The sequence below is a fragment of the Pseudomonas sp. R43(2017) genome (assembly GCF_002112345.1).
In the GTDB taxonomy this organism is placed as follows: Bacteria; Pseudomonadota; Gammaproteobacteria; order Pseudomonadales; family Pseudomonadaceae; genus Aquipseudomonas; species Aquipseudomonas kribbensis.
On sequence record NZ_NEHJ01000002.1, the window covers coordinates 253,082 to 276,923 of the forward strand.

At 61.8% G+C, this 23,842-nt stretch carries 26 protein-coding genes; 13 read left to right on the forward strand and 13 right to left on the reverse strand.

What is annotated here, in order from left to right; translation table 11 throughout:
• Positions 1-2: 2 nt before the first annotated feature.
• Positions 3-551: an RNA 2'-phosphotransferase gene (locus tag CAG02_RS05705; protein ID WP_085709062.1), complete on the forward strand. Its 549-nt coding sequence runs from the start codon at positions 3-5 to the stop codon at positions 549-551.
• Between the two features lie 65 nt (positions 552-616).
• On the opposite strand, the gene trmB is transcribed toward CAG02_RS05705, so the two are convergent.
• The 4 genes from trmB to CAG02_RS05725 form a co-directional block, all read right to left on the reverse strand.
• Entirely contained in the window at positions 617-1,342 is a 726-nt protein-coding gene (gene trmB, locus CAG02_RS05710; RefSeq protein WP_085646976.1) for a tRNA (guanosine(46)-N7)-methyltransferase TrmB, read from the reverse strand.
• Positions 1,343-1,351: 9 nt separating this feature from the next.
• Positions 1,352-2,146, reverse strand: coding sequence for a thiazole synthase (locus CAG02_RS05715; RefSeq protein WP_007953385.1), 795 nt, complete (start codon positions 2,144-2,146; stop codon positions 1,352-1,354).
• Positions 2,147-2,206: 60 nt separating this feature from the next.
• On the reverse strand, positions 2,207-2,407 hold the full coding sequence (thiS, locus tag CAG02_RS05720) for a sulfur carrier protein ThiS (protein WP_007953386.1): 201 nt from the start codon (positions 2,405-2,407) through the stop codon (positions 2,207-2,209).
• 72 nt (positions 2,408-2,479) lie between these two features.
• Positions 2,480-2,860 (reverse strand): DUF423 domain-containing protein, encoded by a 381-nt coding sequence (locus CAG02_RS05725; protein WP_085709061.1) that lies wholly within the window; start codon positions 2,858-2,860, stop codon positions 2,480-2,482.
• 74 nt (positions 2,861-2,934) lie between these two features.
• Between CAG02_RS05725 and mtgA the strand changes: the two genes are divergently transcribed.
• Entirely contained in the window at positions 2,935-3,657 is a 723-nt protein-coding gene (gene mtgA, locus CAG02_RS05730) for a monofunctional biosynthetic peptidoglycan transglycosylase (protein ID WP_085709060.1), read from the forward strand.
• A 71-nt stretch (positions 3,658-3,728) separates the two neighbouring features.
• On the opposite strand, the gene rpoH is transcribed toward mtgA, so the two are convergent.
• The 4 genes from rpoH to ftsY form a co-directional block, all read right to left on the reverse strand.
• On the reverse strand, positions 3,729-4,583 hold the full coding sequence (rpoH, locus tag CAG02_RS05735) for an RNA polymerase sigma factor RpoH (RefSeq protein ID WP_003229146.1): 855 nt from the start codon (positions 4,581-4,583) through the stop codon (positions 3,729-3,731).
• A gap of 114 nt (positions 4,584-4,697) precedes the next feature.
• Positions 4,698-5,723: a permease-like cell division protein FtsX gene (gene ftsX, locus CAG02_RS05740; RefSeq protein ID WP_085709059.1), complete on the reverse strand. Its 1,026-nt coding sequence runs from the start codon at positions 5,721-5,723 to the stop codon at positions 4,698-4,700.
• Complete coding sequence (ftsE, locus tag CAG02_RS05745; RefSeq protein ID WP_008065082.1) at positions 5,720-6,391, reverse strand: cell division ATP-binding protein FtsE; 672 nt, start codon at positions 6,389-6,391, stop codon at positions 5,720-5,722. The genes ftsX and ftsE overlap by 4 nt, the downstream gene beginning before the upstream one ends.
• The gene (gene ftsY / locus CAG02_RS05750; RefSeq protein WP_085709058.1) at positions 6,388-7,914 is read right to left on the reverse strand and encodes a signal recognition particle-docking protein FtsY; all 1,527 of its coding nucleotides are present in this window, start codon (positions 7,912-7,914) and stop codon (positions 6,388-6,390) included. The genes ftsE and ftsY overlap by 4 nt, the downstream gene beginning before the upstream one ends.
• A gap of 345 nt (positions 7,915-8,259) precedes the next feature.
• On the opposite strand from ftsY, the gene CAG02_RS05760 reads away from it, so the two are divergent.
• The 5 genes from CAG02_RS05760 to CAG02_RS05780 all read left to right on the forward strand — a co-directional run bounded on the left by CAG02_RS05760 (position 8,260) and on the right by CAG02_RS05780 (position 13,597).
• A complete protein-coding gene (locus tag CAG02_RS05760; RefSeq protein ID WP_085709057.1) occupies positions 8,260-9,615 on the forward strand; it encodes a pitrilysin family protein in 1,356 nt (451 codons plus the stop codon).
• Complete coding sequence (locus CAG02_RS05765; protein WP_085709056.1) at positions 9,608-11,095, forward strand: pitrilysin family protein; 1,488 nt, start codon at positions 9,608-9,610, stop codon at positions 11,093-11,095. The genes CAG02_RS05760 and CAG02_RS05765 overlap by 8 nt, the downstream gene beginning before the upstream one ends.
• Positions 11,095-11,703, forward strand: a complete 609-nt coding sequence (gene rsmD / locus CAG02_RS05770) for a 16S rRNA (guanine(966)-N(2))-methyltransferase RsmD (protein WP_085709055.1) — start codon at positions 11,095-11,097, stop codon at positions 11,701-11,703. Before CAG02_RS05765 ends, rsmD begins: the two co-directional genes overlap by 1 nt.
• 63 nt (positions 11,704-11,766) lie before the next feature.
• Positions 11,767-12,765, forward strand: coding sequence for a hydrolase (locus CAG02_RS05775; RefSeq protein ID WP_085709054.1), 999 nt, complete (start codon positions 11,767-11,769; stop codon positions 12,763-12,765).
• Positions 12,766-12,769: 4 nt separating this feature from the next.
• The gene (locus tag CAG02_RS05780) at positions 12,770-13,597 is read left to right on the forward strand and encodes an AraC family transcriptional regulator (RefSeq protein WP_085709053.1); all 828 of its coding nucleotides are present in this window, start codon (positions 12,770-12,772) and stop codon (positions 13,595-13,597) included.
• 6 nt (positions 13,598-13,603) lie between these two features.
• On the opposite strand, the gene CAG02_RS05785 is transcribed toward CAG02_RS05780, so the two are convergent.
• Together CAG02_RS05785 and CAG02_RS05790 are read right to left on the reverse strand one after the other, a co-directional pair.
• On the reverse strand, positions 13,604-14,458 hold the full coding sequence (locus tag CAG02_RS05785) for a sulfurtransferase (RefSeq protein WP_085709052.1): 855 nt from the start codon (positions 14,456-14,458) through the stop codon (positions 13,604-13,606).
• A 27-nt stretch (positions 14,459-14,485) separates the two neighbouring features.
• Positions 14,486-15,157: a TetR/AcrR family transcriptional regulator gene (locus CAG02_RS05790; RefSeq protein ID WP_085709051.1), complete on the reverse strand. Its 672-nt coding sequence runs from the start codon at positions 15,155-15,157 to the stop codon at positions 14,486-14,488.
• A 146-nt stretch (positions 15,158-15,303) separates the two neighbouring features.
• Between CAG02_RS05790 and CAG02_RS05795 the strand changes: the two genes are divergently transcribed.
• The 5 genes from CAG02_RS05795 to CAG02_RS05815 all read left to right on the forward strand — a co-directional run bounded on the left by CAG02_RS05795 (position 15,304) and on the right by CAG02_RS05815 (position 19,890).
• The gene (locus CAG02_RS05795) at positions 15,304-16,734 is read left to right on the forward strand and encodes a coniferyl aldehyde dehydrogenase (RefSeq protein WP_085709050.1); all 1,431 of its coding nucleotides are present in this window, start codon (positions 15,304-15,306) and stop codon (positions 16,732-16,734) included.
• 24 nt (positions 16,735-16,758) lie between these two features.
• Complete coding sequence (locus CAG02_RS05800; RefSeq protein WP_085709049.1) at positions 16,759-17,304, forward strand: twin-arginine translocation pathway signal protein; 546 nt, start codon at positions 16,759-16,761, stop codon at positions 17,302-17,304.
• Positions 17,305-17,345: 41 nt separating this feature from the next.
• Complete coding sequence (locus CAG02_RS05805) at positions 17,346-18,941, forward strand: GMC family oxidoreductase (protein ID WP_085709048.1); 1,596 nt, start codon at positions 17,346-17,348, stop codon at positions 18,939-18,941.
• A gap of 115 nt (positions 18,942-19,056) precedes the next feature.
• Positions 19,057-19,536 carry a pantetheine-phosphate adenylyltransferase gene (gene coaD / locus CAG02_RS05810; protein ID WP_003229157.1) on the forward strand — a complete coding sequence of 160 codons (480 nt, stop codon included), beginning with the start codon at positions 19,057-19,059 and terminating at the stop codon, positions 19,534-19,536.
• Between the two features lie 102 nt (positions 19,537-19,638).
• Complete coding sequence (locus CAG02_RS05815) at positions 19,639-19,890, forward strand: YfhL family 4Fe-4S dicluster ferredoxin (protein ID WP_003195146.1); 252 nt, start codon at positions 19,639-19,641, stop codon at positions 19,888-19,890.
• Positions 19,891-19,928: 38 nt separating this feature from the next.
• Here the strand turns inward: CAG02_RS05815 and CAG02_RS05820 are convergent, their stop codons facing one another.
• From CAG02_RS05820 to CAG02_RS05830, 3 genes are all read right to left on the reverse strand, one after another.
• The gene (locus CAG02_RS05820) at positions 19,929-20,252 is read right to left on the reverse strand and encodes a multidrug transporter (RefSeq protein WP_085709047.1); all 324 of its coding nucleotides are present in this window, start codon (positions 20,250-20,252) and stop codon (positions 19,929-19,931) included.
• A 67-nt stretch (positions 20,253-20,319) separates the two neighbouring features.
• Complete coding sequence (gene mutM / locus CAG02_RS05825; RefSeq protein WP_085709046.1) at positions 20,320-21,132, reverse strand: bifunctional DNA-formamidopyrimidine glycosylase/DNA-(apurinic or apyrimidinic site) lyase; 813 nt, start codon at positions 21,130-21,132, stop codon at positions 20,320-20,322.
• A 26-nt stretch (positions 21,133-21,158) separates the two neighbouring features.
• Entirely contained in the window at positions 21,159-21,971 is an 813-nt protein-coding gene (locus tag CAG02_RS05830) for an HDOD domain-containing protein (protein WP_170931573.1), read from the reverse strand.
• A gap of 266 nt (positions 21,972-22,237) precedes the next feature.
• Here CAG02_RS05830 and CAG02_RS05835 point away from each other — a divergent pair, with 266 nt between their 5' ends.
• Complete coding sequence (locus CAG02_RS05835) at positions 22,238-23,434, forward strand: class I SAM-dependent rRNA methyltransferase (RefSeq protein ID WP_085709044.1); 1,197 nt, start codon at positions 22,238-22,240, stop codon at positions 23,432-23,434.
• Positions 23,435-23,842 lie beyond the last annotated feature (408 nt).

Below are 23,842 nucleotides of genomic sequence, written 5' to 3' on the forward strand. Positions count from 1 at the left end.
TCATGAGCAAGAAACTGCTGGACGAAACAAGCAAATTTCTCAGCTTCGTGCTGCGTCATGAGCCACAGGCGATTGGCCTGACGCTTGACTCTGAAGGCTGGGCAAACATCGACGCCTTGATCGATGGCGCGGCACGGGACGGTAGAACGCTGGATCGCACGCTGATCGAAAACGTTGTGGCCAGCAGTGACAAAAAGCGCTTTTCGATCTCTCCGGACGGTCAGTCGATTCGCGCCGTACAGGGCCACTCGACGAAAAGCGTGGAGCTGCAGTTCGAAGAAAAGCAGCCTCCGGAAACGCTTTATCACGGCACCGCGACGCGTTTCATGGACTCGATCAACGAACAGGGATTGATCCCGGGATCACGTCATCACGTGCACCTTTCCCAGGAAACCGCCACGGCTTCGGCGGTCGGGCAACGTTACGGAACGGTCGTGATTCTGCAGGTCGCCGCGCGGCAGATGCAGGAACAGGGGTTCAAGTTCTATCAGGCCGAGAATGGTGTCTGGCTGACAGAGCGGGTACCGGCAGAATTCCTTTCTACGGTGTAATGACCGAGTACTGCTAAAACAACTGTGGGAGCCAATGGCTCCCACAGTTTTTTATTGCATAAGGCTTAAGCGAGCTTTTCGAACTTCAGATCCCACACGCCATGCCCAAGACGTTCGCCACGGCGTTCGAACTTGGTGATCGGACGTTCGGCCGGGCGTGGCACGCACTTGCCGTCTTCGGCGAGGTTGCGATAGCCCGGGGCGACGTTCATCACTTCCAGCATGTATTCGGCATACGGTTCCCAGTCGGTGGCCATGTGCAGAATGCCGCCAACCTTCAGCTTGCTGCGCACCAGTTCAGCGAAGGACGCCTGGACGATGCGGCGCTTGTGGTGACGGCTCTTGTGCCACGGATCCGGGAAAAACAGCATCAGGCGATCGAGGCTGTTGTCGGCGATGCAGCGGTTGAGCACTTCGATCGCGTCGCAATCGTAGACCCGCAGGTTGGTCAGACCCTGGGTCAGCACGCCATTGAGCAGCGCGCCGACACCTGGACGGTGAACTTCGACACCGATGAAATCCTGTTCCGGCGCAGCGGCTGCCATTTCCAGCAGCGAGTGGCCCATGCCGAAACCGATCTCCAGCGAACGCGGCGCGGAACGGCCGAACACCTGATCGTAATCCACCGGCGCATCGGCCAGTGGCAGGACGAACTTCGGCGCGCCCTGATCCAGGCCGCGCTGCTGGCCTTCGGTCATGCGCCCGGCGCGCATCACGAAACTCTTGATGCGGCGGTGTTGGCGCTCGTCGCCTTCTTCCGTCTGGATTGGCGTGTCGTTCGATTCAGTCATCAATAGCTCTTACTTGATCAGACCATCCAGCGGCGAAGAGGCGCTGGCATAGAGTTTTTTCGGCATGCGGCCGGCGAGGTAGGCCAGGCGGCCCGCGACGATCGCGTGTTTCATGGCTTCGGCCATCATGATCGGCTGCTGGGCGTGGGCGATGGCCGAGTTCATCAGCACCGCGTCACAGCCCAGCTCCATGGAGATGGTGGCGTCGGAAGCGGTACCGACACCGGCATCCACCAGCACCGGGATCTTGGCTTCTTCGAGGATGATCTGCAGGTTGTACGGGTTGCAGATCCCCAGGCCCGAACCGATCAGGCCGGCCAGCGGCATCACCGCGATGCAGCCGATTTCCGCCAGTTGCCGGGCGATGATCGGGTCATCACTGGTGTAAACCATCACGTCGAAACCTTCCTTGACCAGTACTTCGGCGGCCTTGAGGGTTTCGATCACGTTGGGGAACAGGGTTTTCTGGTCAGCCAGCACTTCCAGCTTCACGAGGTTATGGCCATCGAGCAGCTCACGGGCCAGGCGGCAGGTGCGCACGGCTTCGACCGCGTCGTAGCAGCCAGCGGTGTTCGGCAGGAAGGTGTAGCGATCCGGCGACAGCACTTCGAGCAGGTTCGGCTCGCCTTCGATCTGGCCCAGGTTGGTGCGGCGCACGGCGAAGGTGACGATCTCGGCACCCGAGGCTTCGATGGCCAGGCGGGTTTCTTCCATGTCACGGTACTTGCCGGTACCGACCAGCAAACGCGACTGGTAAGTACGACCGGCCAGAACGAAAGGCTTGTCGCTACGAACGATGCTCATGGGAAATCCTCTGTTGGGGTGAGGGTCTTGCAGAATTCTCGGCCCATGCAGGCCTGGCGACTAGCCGCCGCCGATGGCGTGCACCACTTCGACGTTGTCGCCGTCATTCAAAGTGGTGTCGGCATGCTGGCTGCGCGGGACGATATCCAGATTGAGCTCGACCGCGACGCGGCGTCCGGTCAGGTCCAGACGGGTCAGCAGGGCCGCAACGGTTTCACCGTCGGGCAGTTCAAAGGATTCACCGTTCAACTGAATGCGCATGCGCAACGCCGCCATCACTTTTTAGGGGGTGGCATTCTAGCCCGATCATGACCTAAAGGTCAGCACCAAGCGTCAAGCGGTTGGCTGCAGGCGCCAGGCGGCGAGTCCGAGGCACAGCCAACCGATCAGGAACGCCAGGCCGCCGAACGGAGTGATGATGCCGAGCTTGCCGATGCCGACGGTGGTCAGCAGGTACAGACTGCCGGAGAACAGCAGGATGCCGATGCTGAACGAGATACCGGCCCAGGCGACCAGACGCCCCTGAAGCTGCGTGGCCAGCAGCGCCACGCCGAACAGCGCCAGCGCATGCACCAGTTGATAGGTGACGCCGGTGTGGAAGATCGCGAGGTACTCGGGGGTCAGGCGGTTTTTCAGGCCATGGGCGGCGAATGCGCCGAGGCCGACACCGGTGAAACCAAAGAAGGCAGCCAGCATCAGAAAGCTACGCAGCATGTAGAACTCCACTCAGACTCGATCGGCAGGGTCTGTATAATGGCCCGCTCAACCGGTTCGGCCAAGCCATCTCTATGCTGCGTTTATTTCTCCGTCGTTTCACGAAGGCCCTGCTCTGGTTCGCGGGCGGCAGCGTATTGCTGGTGTTGGTGTTTCGCTTTGTGCCGCCGCCGGGCACGGCGCTGATGGTCGAGCGCAAGATCGAATCCTGGGTCGACGGCGAGCCGATCGATCTGCAACGTACCTGGAAGCCGTGGGACGAGATCTCCGATGACCTGAAGGTCGCGGTAATAGCCGGCGAAGACCAGAAATTTCCCGAGCACTGGGGTTTTGACCTGAGTGCGATCAAGGCCGCACTGGCCCACAACGAACTTGGCGGTTCGATTCGCGGTGCCAGCACGTTGAGCCAGCAAGTGTCGAAGAACCTGTTTTTGTGGTCCGGCCGCAGTTATCTGCGTAAAGGTCTTGAGGCGTGGTTTACCGCGCTGATCGAAGTGTTCTGGCCCAAGCAGCGAATTCTTGAGGTGTATCTGAACAGCGTCGAGTGGGATGACGGCGTATTTGGCGCTGAAGCGGCAGCACGGCATCACTTTGGCGTTTCTGCCAAGTCTTTGTCCCGCCAGCAGGCGAGTTATCTGGCGGCTGTGCTGCCCAATCCCCGGGTCTGGAGTGCCAGTCACCCGACTTCCTATGTTTCACGTCGGGCCGGATGGATTCGCCAGCAGATGAGCCAGCTGGGTGGCGACAGCTATCTGCTGACACTCGATGATTCACGCCGCGCGCCCTGGGCCCAATGAGCTTCTGAAGCGCACACAAAAACGCCCCGATCATCACTGATCGGGGCGTTTTTTTATTGCCGGACTACCGGTTACGCGGCAATCGACAACTTGAGCTTGTTCATCGCGCTCTTCTCGAGCTGACGGATCCGCTCGGCCGACACGTTGTACTTCTGCGCCAGGTCGTGCAGCGTGGCTTTCTCTTCTGCCAGCCAGCGCTGGTAGAGGATGTCGCGGCTACGTTCGTCCAGCACTTCCAGCGCTTCGTGCAGGTTGTGATTGGAGTTGTCGCTCCAGTCGGCATCTTCCAGTTGACGCGCCGGGTCGTACCGGTGGTCTTCCAGATAATTGGCCGGCGACTGGAAAGCACTGTCGTCGTCGGCTTCGGCAGCCGGGTCGAAGGCCATGTCATGACCGGTCAGGCGACTTTCCATCTCACGCACTTCACGGGGCTCGACACCGAGGCTTTCCGCCACACGGTGGACTTCCTCGTTGTTCAGCCAGGCCAGACGTTTCTTCTGGCTGCGCAGGTTGAAGAACAGCTTGCGCTGGGCCTTGGTGGTCGCGACTTTCACGATCCGCCAGTTGCGCAGGATGAACTCGTGAATCTCGGCCTTGATCCAGTGCACCGCGAAGGACACCAGACGCACGCCCATTTCCGGGTTGAAACGCTTCACGGCCTTCATCAGGCCGACGTTGCCTTCCTGGATCAGGTCAGCCTGAGCCAGACCGTAGCCGGAATAGCTACGGGCAATGTGTACGACAAATCGCAGGTGGGCGAGCACCATCTGCCGAGCCGCCCCAAGATCCTGCTCATAGTAGAGACTCTCGGCCAGTTCACGCTCCTGCTCCGGCGTCAGCAATGGAATGCTGTTGACGGTGTGCACATAGGCTTCCAGGTTTGCGCCCGGAACCAATGCATACGCAGGTTGCAAAGAATTGGTCATACGAAAAAACCTCCGACTTACATACTCGCGCCTTTCGGCACTGCGAAAAATTGACCGGGAACTCAGGTACAAGTTCCCAAAAAACCGCAAGGTCAATCACGCGCAAAAAAGATTCTACTTCGGCGCCAGCTCCCTGAGATGACGTGCGACTGCAATCCATGCACCGATATAACCCAACAGCACCGCGCCAAGCAAGAGCGACAGACCGTCGGCAACTGGCACTCCGGCCAGTGCGAAATCACTGCCGTACAAGCCGGCCAGCCCGACCACCGCGTCGTTCAGCCAGTTCAGGCCGAACGCCAGCACACCCCAGGACAGCAGCCCCGCACCGAAGCCATACAACGCGCCCATATAAAGGAAGGGACGACGCACATAGCTGTCGGTGCCGCCGACGAGTTTAATCACTTCTATCTCTGTGCGGCGGTTTTCAATATGAAGACGAATGGTATTGCCTATCACCAAAAGTAATGCGGAAACCAGCAACACCGTCAGACCGAAGACAAAGCGGTCGCCGAGCTTGAGGATGGCAGCCAGACGCTCGACCCAGACTAGATCAAGTTGCGCCTGTTGTACCTTGGGCAGCTCGGAAAGTTTTTGTCTTAATGCTTCCAGGGTCGGCTTGTCGACCTCGTTCGGCGTCACCAGCACAACGCCCGGCAGCGGGTTTTCCGGCAGCTCGCGCAAGGCTTCGCCCAGTCCGGACTGCTGCTGGAATTCTTCCAGTGCCTGATCGCGGCCGACATATTCAGCATCAGCTACGCCGGGCATGCCCTTGATCTGGTCACGCAGCGCTTCGCCCTGAGCCGGGCTGGCCTCAAGCTCCAGATAGAGCGAGATCTGCGCCGCGCGCTGCCAAGAACCGCCCAGGCGTTCGACGTTGTTCAGCAACAACGACAAACCCATCGGCAGGCTCAGCGCAACCGCCATCACCATGCAGGTGAAGAAGCTGCCAATCGGCTGCTTGCCTAGACGGCGCAGGCTGTCCAGCAGGCTGGCACGGTGGCTTTCGATCCAGGCGTGAAACAGCGTGGCGAAATCCGGACCATCGTCCTCGTCGTGCTTTTTCTTCTTTGGCGGCTGTGGATCGGCGGCCTTCGGGGCCACGCGCTCGGAAACCTTCGGACTACGTGTTGCACTCATTCGCCAGCCTCCCCGTCGCCGATCAATCGGCCGCGTTGCAGGGTCAGCATGCGATGGCGCATGCGCGCAATCAGGGCCAGGTCGTGACTGGCGATCAGCACGCTGGTGCCCAGACGGTTGATGTCTTCGAACACACCCATGATCTCGGCCGCCAGACGCGGGTCGAGGTTACCGGTTGGTTCGTCCGCCAGCAGCAGGGCCGGGCGGTGCACGATGGCGCGGGCGATGCCGACGCGCTGTTGCTGACCGGTGGACAGGTCGCCGGGGTACAGATCGGTCTTGTCCGACAGCGCCACGCGCTCCAGCGCCGAATCGACGCGCTTGGCGATTTCCGCCTTGGACAGCCCGAGGATCTGCAACGGCAGTGCGACGTTGTTGAACACCGTGCGATCAAACAACAGTTGATGGTTCTGGAACACCACACCGATCTGCCGGCGCAGGAACGGAATCTGCGCATTGCTGATGGTGCTCAGATCTTGCCCGGCCAGCAGCAGTTTGCCGCTGGTCGGACGCTCCATCGCCAGCAGCAGGCGCAACAACGTGGATTTACCGGCACCGGAGTGGCCGGTGACAAACAGGAACTCGCCGCGACGGACTCGAAAGCTCAGCTCATGCAAGCCGACGTGACCGTTCGGGTAGCGCTTACCGACCTGTTCGAAACGAATCATGAACGCTCCCGCTCGGCAAACAGTGCCTGGACAAAGGGTTCGGCTTCAAAGGTACGCAGATCGTCGATGCCTTCACCGACGCCGATGTAGCGGATCGGCAGGCCGAATTGCTTGGCCAGGGCGAAAATCACCCCGCCCTTGGCGGTGCCGTCGAGCTTGGTCAGCGCCAGGCCGGTCAGTTCGACGGTCTGGTTGAATTGCTTGGCCTGGTTGATGGCGTTCTGGCCAGTGCCGGCGTCGAGCACCAGTAGCACTTCGTGCGGCGCATCGGCGTCGAGCTTACCGATCACCCGGCGAACCTTTTTCAGTTCTTCCATCAGGTTGTCTTTGGTGTGCAGCCGGCCGGCGGTGTCAGCGATCAACACATCGATGCCACGGGCCTTGGCGGCCTGCACGGCGTCGAAAATCACCGAGGCCGAGTCCGCGCCCGTGTGCTGGGCGATCACCGGAATCTTGTTGCGCTCGCCCCAGACCTGCAATTGCTCGACCGCCGCAGCGCGGAAGGTGTCACCGGCGGCGAGCATGACTTTCTTGCCTTCCAGTTGCAGCTTCTTCGCCAGCTTGCCGATGGTGGTGGTCTTGCCGGCGCCGTTGACGCCAACCACGAGGATCACGAACGGCTTGTTCTGCGAAGCAATCTTCAGCGGCTGCTCGACCGGTTTGAGCATCGCGGCCAGTTCGGCCTGCAGGGATTTGTACAGTGCGTCGGAATCGGCCAGTTCTTTGCGGGCGACCTTCTGGGTCAGGCGCTGGATGATCACCGAAGTCGCCTCGACGCCGACGTCGGCAGTCAGCAGACGGGTTTCGAGGTCGTCGAGCAGATCATCATCGATGGCTTTCTTGCCAAGGAACAGGCTGGCCATGCCCTCGCCGATGCTGGCGCTGGTCTTCGACAGTCCTTGCTTGAGGCGGGCGAAGAAGCCGGCCTTGGTTTCTTCGGTGCGCGGAGCCTCCACCGGCGTTTCGACGACAGCGACTGGCGCTGCGACGACCGGTGCAGGTGCAGGTGCAGGTGCAGGTGCAGGTGCAGGTGCAGGTGCAGGTGCAGGTGCAGGTGCAGGCTCGGGCGCAGCAACAATCGGTGCAACCGGCGCAGCGACCACAGGCTCGGGAATGACAGGAGCAGGTTCGGCCACCGGCGCTTGAACAGGCTCGGGAGTGAATGCAACCGGTGCCGGAATCGGCGGCGTGATGTGCGGCGCAGCCTCTTCGACCAGCGCCACCGGCTCTTCCGCCACGGGCAAGGTCAGCCATGGCTGGGCAGCCGGGGTCAGCGGCAGTTCAGCGGCAGCCGGCGCTTCAGGCTCGACTTCGGCCACCGGTTGCAACACCGGTTCGGCAATTGGCAGCACAACCGGGGCCGGCGCTTCTTCTATTACCGGAGCGGGCGCCGGGGCAGGCTCAGGAATGGCAGTCGGCTGTTCGACGACGGGTTCCTGCGGCTTTTTGCGCAGCCATCCGAACAGGCTTTTCTTCTCGCCAGCCGCAGCTGGGGTCTTCTTGTCGTCGTTGGAACCAAACATGGAGGACGGCTATCTCACGGTAGCGACGCGCCACAGGGGCGCCCCGGCAAATAAATATTCGATGCAGAACAGACTGTGTTTCACCCAGCTTGTTCACGCGCAACATTTTGTCGAGGCGCCAAAAGCACCTCAAAGGTCTTTAAATACGAAGGACTGGAACGGCATCGTCGGCGAAAACGCAGAGTTTAGCTGACAAACTCAAAGCTTCTGCCGGTAACCCGTACAACCTATAGACCGATCAGTGGCCTGATAGGCGTGGCCGCCAGTAAAACGGATCAGTATCCTAGCACCTCCTCGCCCGCCTAGGCTAAGACCAAGCGGGCAGCCGAACAGGTTTAAAAACGAATGAATGCTCTAGCCCGCCGCGCCGCAGGCCTGCTGCTCAGCACAGTCTGCCTGCCCCTTTCGGCCCTGGCGGCCGACCCGCAACCGACCCACGAATTCACCCTCGACAACGGTCTGAAAGTCGTCGTGCGCGAAGACCATCGCGCGCCAGTGGTGGTGTCGCAGGTCTGGTACAAGGTCGGTTCCAGCTACGAAACCCCGGGCCAGACCGGTCTGTCCCACGCCCTCGAGCACATGATGTTCAAGGGCAGCGAGAAAGTCGGCCCCGGCGAAGCCTCGCTGATCCTGCGCGACCTCGGCGCCGAAGAGAACGCCTTCACCAGCGATGACTTCACCGCCTATTACCAAGTGCTGGCCCGCGATCGTCTGGGCGTAGCCTTCGAACTGGAAGCCGACCGCATGGCCAATCTGCGCCTGCCGGCCGACGAGTTCGCCAAGGAAATCGAAGTCATCAAGGAAGAGCGCCGTCTGCGCACCGACGACAAACCGATGTCCAAGGCCTACGAACGCTACAAGGCCATGGCCTACCCGGCCAGCGGCTACCACACGCCGACCATCGGCTGGATGGCCGACCTCGACCGGATGAAGGTCGAAGAGCTGCGCCACTGGTATCAGTCCTGGTATGTGCCGAACAACGCCACGCTGGTGGTGGTCGGCGACGTGACCCCGGACGAAGTGAAAACCCTCGCCCAGCGCTACTTCGGGCCGATCCCGAAACGCGATGTGCCGCCAGCGAAGCAGCCCCTGGAACTGGCCGAACCCGGCGAACGCCAGATCACCCTGCATGTGCAGACCCAATTGCCCAGCCTGATGCTCGGTTTCAACGTGCCGAGCCTGGCCACGGCCGAAGACAAACGCTCGATCAACGCCTTGCGCCTCATCTCGGCGCTGCTGGACGGCGGCTATAGCGGGCGCATCCCGACCCAGCTGGAGCGCGGCGAAGAGCTGGTGTCCGGCGGTTCGTCGAGCTACGACGCCTACACTCGCGGTGACAGCCTGTTCACCCTGTCGGCCACGCCGAACACCCAGAAGAAAAAGACCATGGCCCAGGCTGAAGCCGGCCTGTGGAAACTGCTGGAACAGCTGAAAACCACTGCACCGTCCGCTGAAGAGCTGGAGCGCGTGCGGGCGCAAGTCATCGCCGGCCTGGTTTTCGAACGCGATTCGATCACCAGCCAGGCCACCGCCATCGGCCAACTGGAGACCGTCGGTCTGTCGTGGAAGCTGATGGACACCGAACTGGCCGATCTGGAAAGCGTCACCCCGCAAGACATCCAGAACGCCGCCAAGCTGTATTTCACCCGCGAACGTCTCAGCATCGCCCACGTCCTGCCACTGGAGACGACTCATGAGTGAGCGCAAAACCCCACGCCTGCTGCTCGGCCTGATCGCCGTGGCAGTCATTGGCTCCGCCGCGCTCTATCTGGCGCCGAGCGACAACAGCAAGGCCAGCGAAGCGCTGGATAACGCCAAATCCAGCCAGAAGCTGCAATCGCTGGCCGAACTCGACGGCAAGGCCCCGGCCAGCCGCAAACTCGACGTGCAGACCTGGAACACCGCCGAAGGCGCCAAGGTGCTGTTCGTCGAAGCTCGCGAATTGCCGATGTTCGACATGCGCCTGATCTTCTCCGCAGGCAGCAGCCAGGACGGCAACGCGCCGGGCCTGGCCCTGCTGACCAACGCCATGCTCAACGAAGGCGTGGCCGGCAAGGATGTCGGCGCCATCGCCCAAGGCTTCGAAGGCCTCGGCGCGGATTTCGGCAACGGCGCCTACAAGGACATGGCCATCGTTTCATTGCGCAGCCTGAGTGCCGCCGACAAACGCGAGCCGGCACTCAAACTGTTCTCGGAAGTGATCGGCAAACCGACCTTCCCCGCCGATTCCTTCGCACGCATCAAGAACCAGATGCTCGCCGGTTTCGAGTACCAGAAACAGAACCCCGGCAAACTCGCCAGCCTGGAATTGATGAAGCGCCTGTACGGCGATCACCCGTACGCACACTCCAGCGATGGCAGCGCGCAAAGCGTGCCGAAGATCACCCTGGCGCAACTGCGTGAGTTCCATGCCAAGGCCTATGCCGCCGGCAACGTGGTGATTGCACTGGTCGGCGACCTGTCCCGCAGCGAAGCCGAGGCGATTGCCAATCAGGTTTCCGCGGCCCTGCCGAAAGGCCCGGCGCTGGCGAAGATTGCCCAGCCGCAAGAGCCGAAGGCCAGTGTGGGCCACATCGAGTTCCCGTCGAAGCAGACCAACCTGATGCTCGCGCAACTGGGCATTGACCGAGATGACCCGGACTACGCCGCACTGTCGATGGGCAACCAGATCCTCGGTGGCGGTGGTTTCGGCACCCGTTTGATGAGTGAAGTCCGCGAGAAGCGTGGCCTGGCCTACGGCGTGTATTCGGCGTTCAGCCCGATGCAGGCGCGCGGCCCGTTCATGATCAATCTGCAGACCCGCGCGGAAATGAGCGAAGGCACTCTGAAACTGGTGCAGGACGTACTCGCCGACTACCTGAAGACCGGCCCGACCCAGAAAGAACTCGACGACGCCAAGCGCGAACTGGCCGGCAGCTTCCCGCTGTCCACCGCCAGCAACGCCGATATCGTCGGCCAGCTTGGTGCCATGGGTTTCTACAATCTGCCGCTGAGCTATCTGGACGACTTCATGCGTCAGTCCCAGAGCCTGACCGTCGAGCAGGTCCGCGACGCCCTGAACAAACACTTGAGCACGGACAAAATGGTCATCGTCAGCGCTGGCCCGACCGTGCCGCAAAAGCCGTTACCGGCCCCATCTGATAAACCTGCCGAGCAGCCGCTCGGGGTTCCGGAGCATTAATGGCCAGCCCAAAGAAACCTGTACAAAAACTGCACAACGGTGTGAACCAGTTGCGCATCATCGGCGGCGAATGGCGCAGCCGAAAGCTGAGCTTTCCTGATGCGCCGGGCCTGCGCCCGACGCCGGACCGTGTGCGTGAAACCCTATTCAACTGGCTCGCGCCGTACGTTGCCGGGGCCAAGGTGCTCGATCCGTTCGCCGGCAGCGGCGCGCTGTTTCTGGAAGCGCTGTCCCGTGGCGCGTCCATGGGCCAGGCGCTGGATGCCAGCCATGTCGCGGTCTCCAGCCTGAAAGAACACCTCGGCACCCTGCGCTGCACCAACGGCCAGGTGCAGACCGCCGACGCCTTGCGCTACCTGGAAACCCAGACCGCGACCGCGTTCGACCTGGTGTTCCTCGACCCGCCGTTCAACCAGAACCTGCTGCCCGCCGTGTGCACATTGCTGGAAGAGCGCCAATGGCTGGCCGATGATTCGTGGATCTACACTGAAAGCGAAGCCGCGCCATCGACCCTCGGCCTGCCAGGCAACTGGCGCCTGCACCGCGAGCAGAAATCCGGGCGGGTGTACTACGCGTTGTGGCAACGTATGGCAGTGATCGCCGGTTAACCGACCGGCCTGAAAAAGCGGCGAGCCTCAGCCGAGGCTCGCTGCGCTGCATCGAGAGCAATCGTGTCCCCTTCGTCAAAACCGTTCATCCCCGCCTTCGGCCTCGGCAACCCGCACCTGCAAACCTTGTGGGGGCCGCTGTGGCGCAAGACCGTGCACCTTGATCGCCAGCGCGAACGCCTGTGGCTGGAGGACGGCGACTTCCTCGACCTCGACTGGCACGGCCCGCACAGCGCAAACGCGCCTCTGGTGCTGGTGCTGCACGGGCTGACCGGATCTTCCAACTCGCCTTACGTCGCCGGGATTCAGGCAGCGCTCGCCGCCCAAGGCTGGGCCAGCGTCGCATTGAACTGGCGTGGCTGCTCCGGCGAACCGAATCTGTTGCCGCGCAGCTACCACTCCGGGGCCAGCGAAGACCTCGCCGAAACTATCAAACACCTGAAAGCCAAGCGGCCACTGGCGCCGCTGTATGCGGTCGGTTACTCCCTTGGCGGCAACGTGCTGCTCAAGCATCTGGGGGAAACCGGCAGCGCCAGCGGTGTACTCGGCGCGGTGGCGGTGTCGGTGCCGTTTCGACTGGATCAATGCGCCGACCGTATCGGCCAGGGGTTTTCGAAGGTCTATCAGGCGCACTTCATGCGCGAGATGGTGGCCTACATCAAGAACAAGCAGCGCCAGTTCCAGCATGACGGGCGCGAGGATGGTCTTGCCGCACTGGCCGCCCTCGGCTCGCTGGAAAACATGCGCACCTTCTGGGATTTCGATGGCCGGGTGACCGCACCGCTGCACGGGTTTGCCGATGCCGAGGATTACTATCGCCGGGCATCGAGCCGCTACTTTCTGGGCGAAATTCGCACGCCAACCCTGATCATTCAGGCAGCAGACGATCCGTTCGTGTTTCCCCACAGCCTGCCGCAGGCCAGTGAGTTGTCGAGTTCGACCGCGTTTGAATTGCAGGCCCGGGGCGGGCATGTCGGCTTCGTCGACGGCTCATTCCGCCAACCGGGTTATTACCTGGAGCGGCGCATTCCCCAATGGCTGGCCGAATCGGGGCGCGGGTGACGGCATGAGCGATCAGGGCGAGTCGATCCGTTTCTGGCAAACCGCGCCACTGGCCGGCGTCGAGCTGCTTTCGGCGCGCTACATCGAGCATCGTTTCGCCCCGCACGTCCACGACGGCTATGTGATCGGCATGATCATGGCCGGCGCCCAGCGCTACCGTTATCGCGGTGCCGAACACCTGGCTGGCAGCGGCACGCTGGTGCTGATCAACCCGGACGAATTGCACACCGGCCACAAAGGCACCGAGGACGGCTGGCTGTACCGGGCGTTCTATCCGGATACCGACAAGATTGTTTCGCTGCTTGAAGAACTGGAGCTGCCAACCGCACCAATGCCGGCCTTTGGCGCGACGCTGTATCGCGACCCGGATCTGGTCAACGGCTTCAGCCAGTTGCACCGCTTGCTGGAAAGCCCAGCCACCGCGCTGCAGCAGCAGACGGTGTGGCGCGAAATGATGATGCTGCTGTTGCAACGCCACGCGGCGGTGCAGATCAACGGCAAACCCGGAAAAGAACACCGCGCAGTAGTAATGGCCAAGGAGTTGCTGCACGCACAACTGGCGGCGCCACCCTCGCTGGAGGAACTGGCGGCGGTGAACCTCTCGCCCTTCCACTTCGCCCGGGTATTCCGCCGCGCCACCGGCATGCCGCCGCACACCTGGCTGATGCAACAGCGGATCGCCTGCGCGCGGGGCTTGTTGCAGAGCGGCTGCCTGCCGGTGGAAGTTGCCACGCAACTGGGCTTTGCCGACCAGAGCCATCTGAGCCGGCAGTTCAAACAGGTTTACGGCGTGGGGCCAGCGGCCTATCGCAGTGCGCGACTGGAGCGCTGAACGCGCTTACTCGCCCGTGGCGATACCACGCGACGGCTCGTTGATCCATTCGCTCCACGATCCGGCATACAGCGTACCCAACGGATAACCCGCCAGACACAGGGCAAACAGGTTGTGACACGCCGTCACCCCGGAACCGCAATACGCCACCAGATCGCTCGGCGAACGCTCACCGAGTTTCGCGGCAAAGCGCTGCTTGAGTTGATCAGCGGGAAGGAAACGCCCATCGCTGCCCAGATTCTCGGTAAACGCTGCGCATTGCGCGCCGGGAATGTGCCCGGCAATCGGATCGATCGGCTCCACTTCGCCCTTGAAACGCGGCAAGGCGCGGGCATCGAGCAGGGTCAGGGCCGGTTGGCCGAGGCGCTGCTGCAATTGCTCGGCGCTGAGCAGCAAATGCTTGTCCGGCTGACCGCTGAACGTCCCCCGCGCCACCGAAGGCGCATCCAGGCTCAGCGGCAGGCCGGCCGCGTGCCAGGCCTTGAGTCCGCCATCGAGAATGAACACGCCGTCGCGCTTACCCAGCCACGCCAGCAACCACCAGGCCCGTGCCGCATAGGCACCGGGGCCGTCGTCATACAGAACCACGTCGCTGTCGTTGTTGATGCTGAACGCTTGCAGACGCTCGATCAACGCCGCCGGCTCCGGCAGCGGATGACGTCCGGTCACGCCCTTGGTCACCGGTCCGCTCAGGTCACGTTCAAGATCGGCGAAACTCGCCCCGGCAATGTGCCCTTCGGCATAACTGCGCTGGCCGTAATCCGGGTCTTCGAGGGCAAAACGGCAATCGAGAATCACCAGCCCCGGTTGCTCCTTGCGGGCATCCAGCGTGGTCGGGCTGATCAGTTGCGCAATCGGCATAGCGAACGACTCCTGTGAGCGGATGGGTCAGGACCTTTCTTCGAGGGCCTGGGCCAACGGTACGTAGAATTCTTCGAACAGTGCATTGACCTCATCGCGGGCCTGCTCGGTGACAAATCCCGCTTCCAGCACCAGCACCTGATACACGCCACGTTTAATGGCCTGTTCGCTGAGGTGGTTGGAGTTTTCCCGGGTGGTGCACAGAAAGCGTACCCAGGAGGTGAGGATGATCCACGCGTTGAGGGTCAGGGATTCGATTTGCACCCGGTCCATTTTCAGGATGCCGGCAGCGACGAAACCTTCATAGATCGCCGCGCCCTGAATCACGCAGCGCTGGGAAAAGCGCCGGTAACGCCCGGCCAGGTCCGGGTCGCTGTCGAGCAAGTGCTCGAGATCACGGTGCAGAAAGCGGTAACGCCACATCGCTGACAGCAGTTCCTTGAGGTAGAAACGCTTGTCTTCGACCGTCGCCGCACGCCCCTGAGGCGGGCGCAGGAAGCTGTCCACAAGGCTTTCGTACTCACTGAACAACACGGCGATGATCGCCTGCTTGTTGGGGAAGTGGTAGTACAGGTTGCCCGGAGAAATCTCCATGTGGGCGGCGATGTGATTGGTGCTGATGCTGCGCTCGCCCTGCTGATTGAACAGCTCGAGGCTGTTCTGCACGATGCGCTCGCTGGTTTTGATCCGTGGGGCCATGGCTTGAGCTTTAATTCAGAGTGCGTTGGGGGGCATCTTACGACCTAACCGGAATTGGATAAAACCATGATGCCCAAGGAAGTCATTTGACTTTCTAGAGCATAGACTCTAGAAAGTTCCTCACGACAACAAATCCGGAGCCGACAATGACCGCCGATATTGCCTACCTGCAATCGTTGCAACAGCCGCTGGAAGAGCTCAACCGGTTGTTCGACGCGCAGCGCGCCGCCTACGCCGCCAACCCGATGCCGCCGGCCGCCCAGCGTCAGCAGTGGCTCAAGGCCTTGCGCGATCTGCTGAGCAGCGAACGGCAGGCGCTGGTCGAGGCGATCAGTTCGGATTTCAGCCATCGCAGCGCCGATGAAACCCTGCTCGCCGAGCTGATGCCGAGCCTGCACGGCATTCATTACGCCAGCCGGCATATCAGCCAGTGGATGAAGCCTTCGCGGCGCAAGGTCGGCGTCGCCTTCCAGCCGGCATCGGCAAAAGTCGTGTATCAGCCACTGGGCGTGGTCGGCGTGATCGTGCCGTGGAACTACCCGTTGTTCCTGGCCATGGGCCCGCTGACCGGCGCGCTCGCGGCAGGCAACCGGGTGATGCTCAAGCTCAGCGAATCGACCCCGGCCACCGGCCTGCTGCTCAAGGAATTGCTGGCGCGGATTTTCCCTGAAGACCTGGTGTGCGTGGTGCTGGGCGAGGCCGATGTCGGTGTGGCCTTCTCGAAATTGCGCGTTGATCACCTGCTGTTCACCGGCGCCACCAGCATCGGCAAGCACGTGATGCGCGCGGCGGCGGAAAACCTCACGCCGGTGACTCTGGAGCTGGGCGGCAAATCCCCGGCCATCGTGTCCCACGACGTACCGCTCAAGGACGCCGCCGAGCGCATCGCCTTCGGCAAGACCCTCAACGCCGGCCAGACCTGCGTGGCCCCGGACTACGTGCTGGTGCCGGAAGAGCGTGTCGGCGGTTTCGTCGAAGCCTATCGTCAGGCCGTGCGCGGGTTTTATCCGACCCTCGCCGACAACCCGGACTACACCGCCATCATCAACGAGCGCCAATTGGCGCGGCTCAACAGTTACCTCAGCGACGCCACCAGCAAGGGCGCGCTGCTGATTCCGCTGTTTGAGCAGGGCCAGGGCCGACGCATGCCTCACAGCTTGCTGCTGAATGTCAGCGACGAAATGACAGTGATGCAGGACGAAATCTTCGGCCCGCTGCTGCCGATCGTGCCGTACCGGGACCTGGATCAGGCATTTGCTTACATCAATCAGCGCCCACGTCCTCTGGCTCTTTACTACTTCGGCTACGACAAACGCGAACAGAACCGCGTGCTCCACGAAACCCACTCCGGTGGCGTCTGCCTCAATGACACGCTGCTGCATGTGGCTCAGGACGACATGCCCTTCGGCGGTATCGGGCCGTCGGGGATGGGGCATTACCACGGACACGAAGGCTTTCTGACCTTCAGCAAGGCCAAGGGCGTCCTGGTTAAACAGCGCTTCAACGCGGCGAAGCTGATTTACCCGCCGTACGGCAAATCCATTCAGAAACTGATCCAGAAACTGTTCATTCGCTAACGTCACCGCCGGGTAATAACAACAATGCACCCAAGCCTGACCGAAACACCCGCCCTCTCGCGCCGTGGCCTGCTGAAATTCAGCCTCGGTGCCACGGCTTTCCTCGCCACTGCCGGCCTCGGCGCCAGCCTCAGCGGCTGTTCGTCGAGCGTATCGGCCAACGGATTCGCCGCGTTGCGCAGCGGTGACCTGCTGTTTTTGCGCGCGCTGATTCCGGTAATGCTCGGGGGCGCCGTCGCGGTGGAAAAGATGCCCGCCGCTGTCGATGGAGCGCTGAAGTCCCTGGACTACAGCCTCGATCACCTGTCGCCGGAGATGCTCAAGCTCACCCGACAGCTGTTCGATGTGCTGGGCATGGCCGTGACCCGGGGACCGCTGACCGGCATCTGGGGCAGTTGGGAAAATGCCAGCCCCGAGGCGATCCGCCACTTTCTCGAGCGCTGGGAAAACAGCTCGTTGAGCCTGCTGCGCATGGGTCACAGCTCCCTGCAGCAAATGGTGATGATGGCCTGGTACACCCGCGCCGAATCCTGGGCCCACTGCGGTTATCCCGGCCCGCCCACGGTTTAAGACTCGCGCCTCCCCCGAACAATAATAAGAGAGCCTGATTGATGCCCGTACCCGACCCGTTTCGCGAAGGCCTTGCCCGTGGCTGGAAAACCTACAACGGCGCGCAACTCACCGATGACCTGACCCTGGAAGCCGACGTGGCCATCATCGGCAGCGGTGCCGGCGGCGGCACCACGGCGGAAATCCTCAGCGCCGCCGGCTACAAGGTGCTGCTGATCGAAGAAGGCCCGCTCAAGACCAGCAGCGACTTCAAGATGCTGGAGGACAAGGCTTACAGCAGCCTCTATCAGGAAGGCATCGGCCGTATGAGCAAGGACGGCGCGATCACCATCCTTCAGGGCCGCGCGGTCGGCGGCACCACCCTGATCAACTGGACCTCGAGTTTTCGCACCCCCGAGCCGACCCTCGAACACTGGGCCAAGGAACACAACGTCAAAGGTCACAGCCCTGTCGACATGGCGCCGTGGTTCGAAAAAATGGAGCAACGCCTCGGCGTCGCCCCGTGGATGGTGCCGCCCAACGCCAACAACGACGTAATCCGCAAAGGCTGCGAACAACTCGGCTACAGCTGGCACGTGATCCCGCGCAACGTGCGCGGCTGCTGGAACCTCGGCTACTGCGGCATGGGCTGCCCTACCAACGCCAAACAGTCGATGATGGTCACCACCATTCCGGCGACCCTGGAAAAGGGCGGCGAACTGCTCTATCTGGCCCGCGCCGAAAAACTGCTGATCAACGGCGACAAGGTCACCGGGCTGCAATGCGTGGCGATGGACGAACGCTGCGTCGAGCCGACCGGGCGCAAGATCACGGTCAAGGCTCGCCATTACGTGCTGGCCGGCGGCGGCATCAACAGCCCCGCCCTGCTGCTGCGCTCGGATGCGCCGGACCCGCATCAACGCCTCGGCAAGCGCACGTTCTTGCACCCGGTGAACATGTCCGCCGGGCGCTTCGACGAGGTCATCAACCCGTTTTACGGAGCCCCGCAGTCGATCTACTCCGACCATTTCCAGTGGAAGGACGGCACCACCGGGCCGATGGCCTTCAAACTCGAAGTGCCGCCGCTGCACCCGGCGCTGGCCGCCACCCTGCTCGGCGGCTTCGGCCAGGAAAACGCACAGCACATGGCCGATCTGCCCCACACCCACGCCATGCTGGCGTTGCTGCGTGACGGCTTTCATCAGGACAGCCAGGGCGGCAGCGTCGAATTGCGCGGTGATGGTTCGCCGGTGCTCGATTATCAGGTGTCGCCCTACGCCTGGGACGGTTTGCGCCGGGCCTTCCACGTCATGGCCGAGATTCAGTTCGCCGGCGGCGCCAAAGCGGTGATGTCGATGCACGCCGATGCGCGTTATGTGAACAGCCTGGCCGAGGCACGCAAAATGATCGACGGCTTGAGCCTTGAGCTGTATCGCACCCGCCTGGGCAGCGCCCACGTCATGGGCGGTTGCGCGATGGGCGAAGACCCGAAAAGCGCCGTCACCGACAGCCTTGGCCGCCATCATCAGTTGCGCAATCTGTCGATTCACGACGGCTCGCTGTTCCCCACCAGCATCGGCGCCAACCCGCAATTGTCGGTGTATGGTCTGACGGCGCAACTGGCGACATCCCTCGGCGAACGGCTGAAAAACCCGTGAAAAAGCCGAAGATTCGTACCGTCCATAGTGCTTTCTTACCCAAAAGGCGACTTGGCCGACCGGGACGGCTGCGATACCATCCGACTCCCCAACGGATTCCCGCCAGGACGACGCGATGAACCGAGTGTTGTACCCAGGTACCTTCGACCCTATTACCAAGGGCCATGGCGATCTGGTCGAACGCGCCTCGCGCCTGTTCGACCATGTGATCATCGCCGTCGCCGCCAGCCCCAAGAAGAATCCGCTGTTCCCGCTGGAACAACGGGTCGAGCTGGCCCGCGAGGTCACCAAACACCTGCCCAACGTAGAAGTGGTCGGCTTCTCGACGCTGCTGGCGCATTTCGCCAAGGAACAGAACGCCAATGTGTTCCTGCGTGGTTTGCGCGCGGTGTCGGACTTCGAATACGAATTCCAGCTGGCCAACATGAACCGTCAGTTGGCGCCGGATGTGGAGAGCCTGTTTCTCACCCCGTCCGAGCGTTATTCGTTCATTTCCTCGACCCTGGTGCGGGAAATTGCAGCCCTGGGCGGCGATATCAGCAAGTTCGTCCACCCGGCCGTGGCTGACGCCCTGACCCTGCGCTTCAAGAAGTAACGACCGTTCAAACGGCGCCCGCGTGCACTGCGGGCGCCAATGCGGCACAATTGCGCGCATTGATTCATAGCGCCCGGGCTCCCCGCCCCGGCTGGAGTTAGCATGTCCCTGATCATCACCGACGATTGCATCAACTGCGACGTCTGCGAACCCGAGTGCCCGAACGCCGCCATTTCCCAGGGCGAAGAGATCTACGTGATCGACCCGAACCTGTGCACCCAGTGCGTCGGCCACTACGACGAACCACAGTGCCAGCAGGTCTGCCCGGTGGATTGCATTCCACTGGACGAAGCCCATCCGGAGACTGAAGAACAGTTGATGGAGAAGTACCGCAAGATTACCGGCAAGGCTTGAGTCGCTGACCGTGATCGCAGCGCCAGGCTGCGATCACGTCATTCACGCTGCTCGAATCCTTCCCCGGTACAGCCCAGGCAACGCACGAACGCCGCTTTCGCCGGCGCCACCACCAACGCCTCCCCCGCATCGCCGACACCGCCACCCAGCGCGGTAAACGGCAACGACACCACAAACACGCCTGCACCGATCACTGTCGCCGCCACCAGCAAGGGGCGGGCAATCAGCAGATCGCCGATCATGGCGTAGGCCGGTGGATTCTGGATGGCGTATCGCGGATCACCACTGCCGCCTTCCGTGGCCTGAACGATCAGGCTGGAACACAGCAGCAGTGCGAGGAGCAGGGCTTGCGAGGACTTCATGGCACGATCCTTCGGGCTGAACAGTGAGACAACTCACTATAGACCGTAGGACTTTTTCAGCTTTTCGTCAGGTCTGGCAGCGCGGGCAGAAGACACTGGCCCGCTGGCCCAGCTTCACTTCCCGCAGGCCGGTGCCGCAGACCTTGCAGTGTTCGCCACCGCGACCATAGACAAACAGTTCCTGCTGGAAATACCCCGGCTGCCCGTCGCCACCGATGAAGTCGCGCAACGTGGTGCCGCCGCGCTCGATGGCGGCGGCGAGGATGCGTTTGATCTCGATCGCCAGCTTCAGATAACGCGCCCGGGAAATGCCCTTGGCTTCGCGGCGCGGATCGATGCCGGCGGCGAACAGCGCTTCGGTCGCGTAAATATTGCCGACCCCCACCACCACCGCGTTGTCCATGATGAACGGCTTGACCGCCATCGACCGGCCGCGTGACAGCTGATACAACCGCTCGCCGTCGAACAGATCGGTCAACGGCTCCGGCCCCAGACGAATCAGCAATTCGTGATTGAGCGGATCGTTGCTCCAGAGCATCGCCCCGAAACGTCGCGGATCGGTGTAGCGCAGGGCCAGACCCGACTCCAGTTCAATATCCACATGTTCATGCTTGGCCGCCGGCATCCCGACCTCGACCAGCCGCAAATTGCCCGACATGCCCAGGTGGCTGATCAGCGTGCCGACTTCGGCATTGATCAGCAGGTACTTGGCGCGCCGCTCGACCAGCACGATGCGCTGCCCGGACAGGCGCACATCGAGGTCTTCGGGAATCGGCCAGCGCAGCCGCCGGTCACGCACGATCACCCGGCTGACGCGCTGGCCTTCCAGGTGCGGGGCGATCCCGCGACGGGTGGTTTCGACTTCCGGCAATTCAGGCATGTGGGGTCTCGAATCAGTTTGCTAAATCAGTGTGCGCCGAGTTCGCGGATCGTCTGCTTCAGGGTTTCGAAGTCGTAATCCGAGAGACCGATGTATTCCAGCACCAGCGGCCCGACAGCCTGCCACTCGAAGTCTTCGCTCTGATTGCCCAGCACCCGGTACGACGCGCAGATGTGCTCGGCCATTTTCAGGATCGCCAGCAGGTTTTTCATCTGGCTGTTGCGCGAAGTCTCATCGCTGAAGATCGCCATGGCGTTGTGGTGATTGGCGATGGCCGCACTGACATGCTCCGGCAGGCGCCAGGACTTGGCCGTGTAGTAACCCACCACCGAATGGTTGGTGTTGTAGACACGGTTCTCAGTGTCCACCACCCGGCAATCGGCACTGGCGTTGGCATAAGCCTCTTCAAGTGTCTTCATATAATCCGGGAAACGCTGAAGCATCAGCGGCACGCCGCAGTCATGGAACAGGCCCAAGGCGTAGGCCTCGTCACTCGCCTCGGTGCCGACGCGCTTGGCCAGGGTCAGACAGGTCATGGCCACGTCCTGGGCGGTATCCCAGAAGCGGTTCAAGGTGACGATGGTGTCGTCATTCATCTCGCCCTTGATCGACATCGCGTTGATCAGATTGATGATCGAACGACTGCCCAGCAGGTTCACCGCGCGCTTGATCGAGGTGATCTTGTTGCTCAGGCCGTAATACGGCGAATTGACGATTTTCAGCAACGAGCCGGACAGGCCGGGGTCCTGGGAGATCAGCTTGGCGATCGTCTCCAGGTCCGGGTCGGGCATGTACTGCTCCATTTGCAGATCCACCATGATCTGCGGTTGCGCCGGCACGCTGATGCCTTGCAGGGATTGTTGAATCTGTTCGGTGGTCAGCTCTTGGGACATAAGTACATACTCTTGGACAGGCGGCGATTCTAACCCCTAAAAACCGACGAACGACACATCAGGGGTAGATCGGCGGAAACTTTCATTCAAGACCATGGACAGAATTCTGCCTTCGTCCGTTTGCGCGCCGCGCCTGTGCGCCACATGTCCAGCACCGAACCCGCCTGCGTCGCAACACGGTATACTCCCGCTCTTTTTTCCGGAGCGACGTCATGTCCCTGCCTAGCTTGCGCCTCAAAGCCAACGCCGACCGTCGCCTGCGCGCCGGCCACCTGTGGGTCTACAGCAACGAAATCGACGTGGCCGCCACCCCGTTGCACGGCTTCAAGGCTGGCGACCAGGCCATCCTCGAAGCCGCCGGCGGCAAGCCGCTGGGCATCGTGGCCATGAGCCCGAACAACCTGATCTGCGCCCGCCTGCTGTCGCGCGACATCAAGTTGCCGCTGGACAAGTCGCTGCTGGTGCACCGCCTGAACGTGGCCCTTTCCCTGCGTCAGCGCCTGTTCGACAAACCGTTCTATCGCCTGGTCTACGGCGACTCTGACCTGCTGCCGGGCCTGGTGGTCGACCGCTTCGGCGACATCCTCGTGGTGCAGATCGCTTCTGCCACCATGGAAGCCCATAAAGATGACGTGATCGCGGCGCTGACCCAGGTGCTCAAGCCGAGCGGCATCCTGTTTAAGAACGACTCCGCCGCCCGTGACGCCGAAGGTCTGGAGCGCTACACCGAAACCGTGTTCGGCCTGGTGCCGGAGTGGGTAGCTCTGGAAGAGAACGGCGTGAAATTCGAAGCCCCGGTGATCCAGGGCCAGAAGACCGGCTGGTTCTACGACCACCGCATGAACCGCGCACGCCTGGCGCCGTACGCCAAAGGCAAACGCGTGCTGGACCTCTACAGCTACATCGGTGGCTGGGGTGTGCAGGCTGCCGCGTTCGGCGCCAGCGAAGTGTTCTGCGTCGATGCCTCGGGCTTCGCCCTCGACGGCGTCGAGCGCAATGCCGCGCTGAACGGTTTCGCCGACAAGATGACCTGCATCGAAGGCGACGTCTTCGAAGCCCTGAAGGAGCTCAAGGCCAGCGAAGAGCGCTTCGACGTGATCGTGGCCGATCCGCCTGCGTTCATCAAACGCAAGAAGGACATGAAAAACGGTGAAGGCGCCTACCGCCGCCTGAACGAGCAAGCCATGCGCCTGCTCAACAAGGACGGCATCCTGGTCAGCGCTTCGTGCTCGATGCACCTGCCGGAAGACGATCTGCAGAACATCCTGCTGACCAGCGCTCGCCACCTGGATCGCAACATCCAGTTGCTGGAGCGCGGCGGTCAGGGCCCGGATCACCCGGTGCACCCGGCCATTGCAGAAACCCGCTACATCAAGAGCATCACCTGCCGTCTGCTGCCGAACAGCTGACAGACGCACGGCATTGACGCTATCGAAAGGGGAGCCCATGGGCTCCCCTTCTTTTTGTCTTGCACTTTGCTTTCCTACATTTATCGTCCTGCCGTCGTGCAGGATATTTCCTTAACTATTCTATTTAGTGACATTCAACTTACACACTTACTTCCAGCCAAAGATCACTCCGACAAAATTACTGGATTATTCCTACTTAATATTTGCTTGCGATTAATCCATTACAAACTATTATTAAGTCGTCACCACGAAGGTGGCACCAACTAACCACGAAGCAACAATGAACAAGGAGTTCAATCATGAAAGCAATTACTCTGGAATCCCGCACCCTCGCAAACCTGGCTTTTCTGGTCGCACCTAAAGCCCGTTAAGTAAGGTGGGCGCTGGGTATGCCGGCTACCCAGCGCC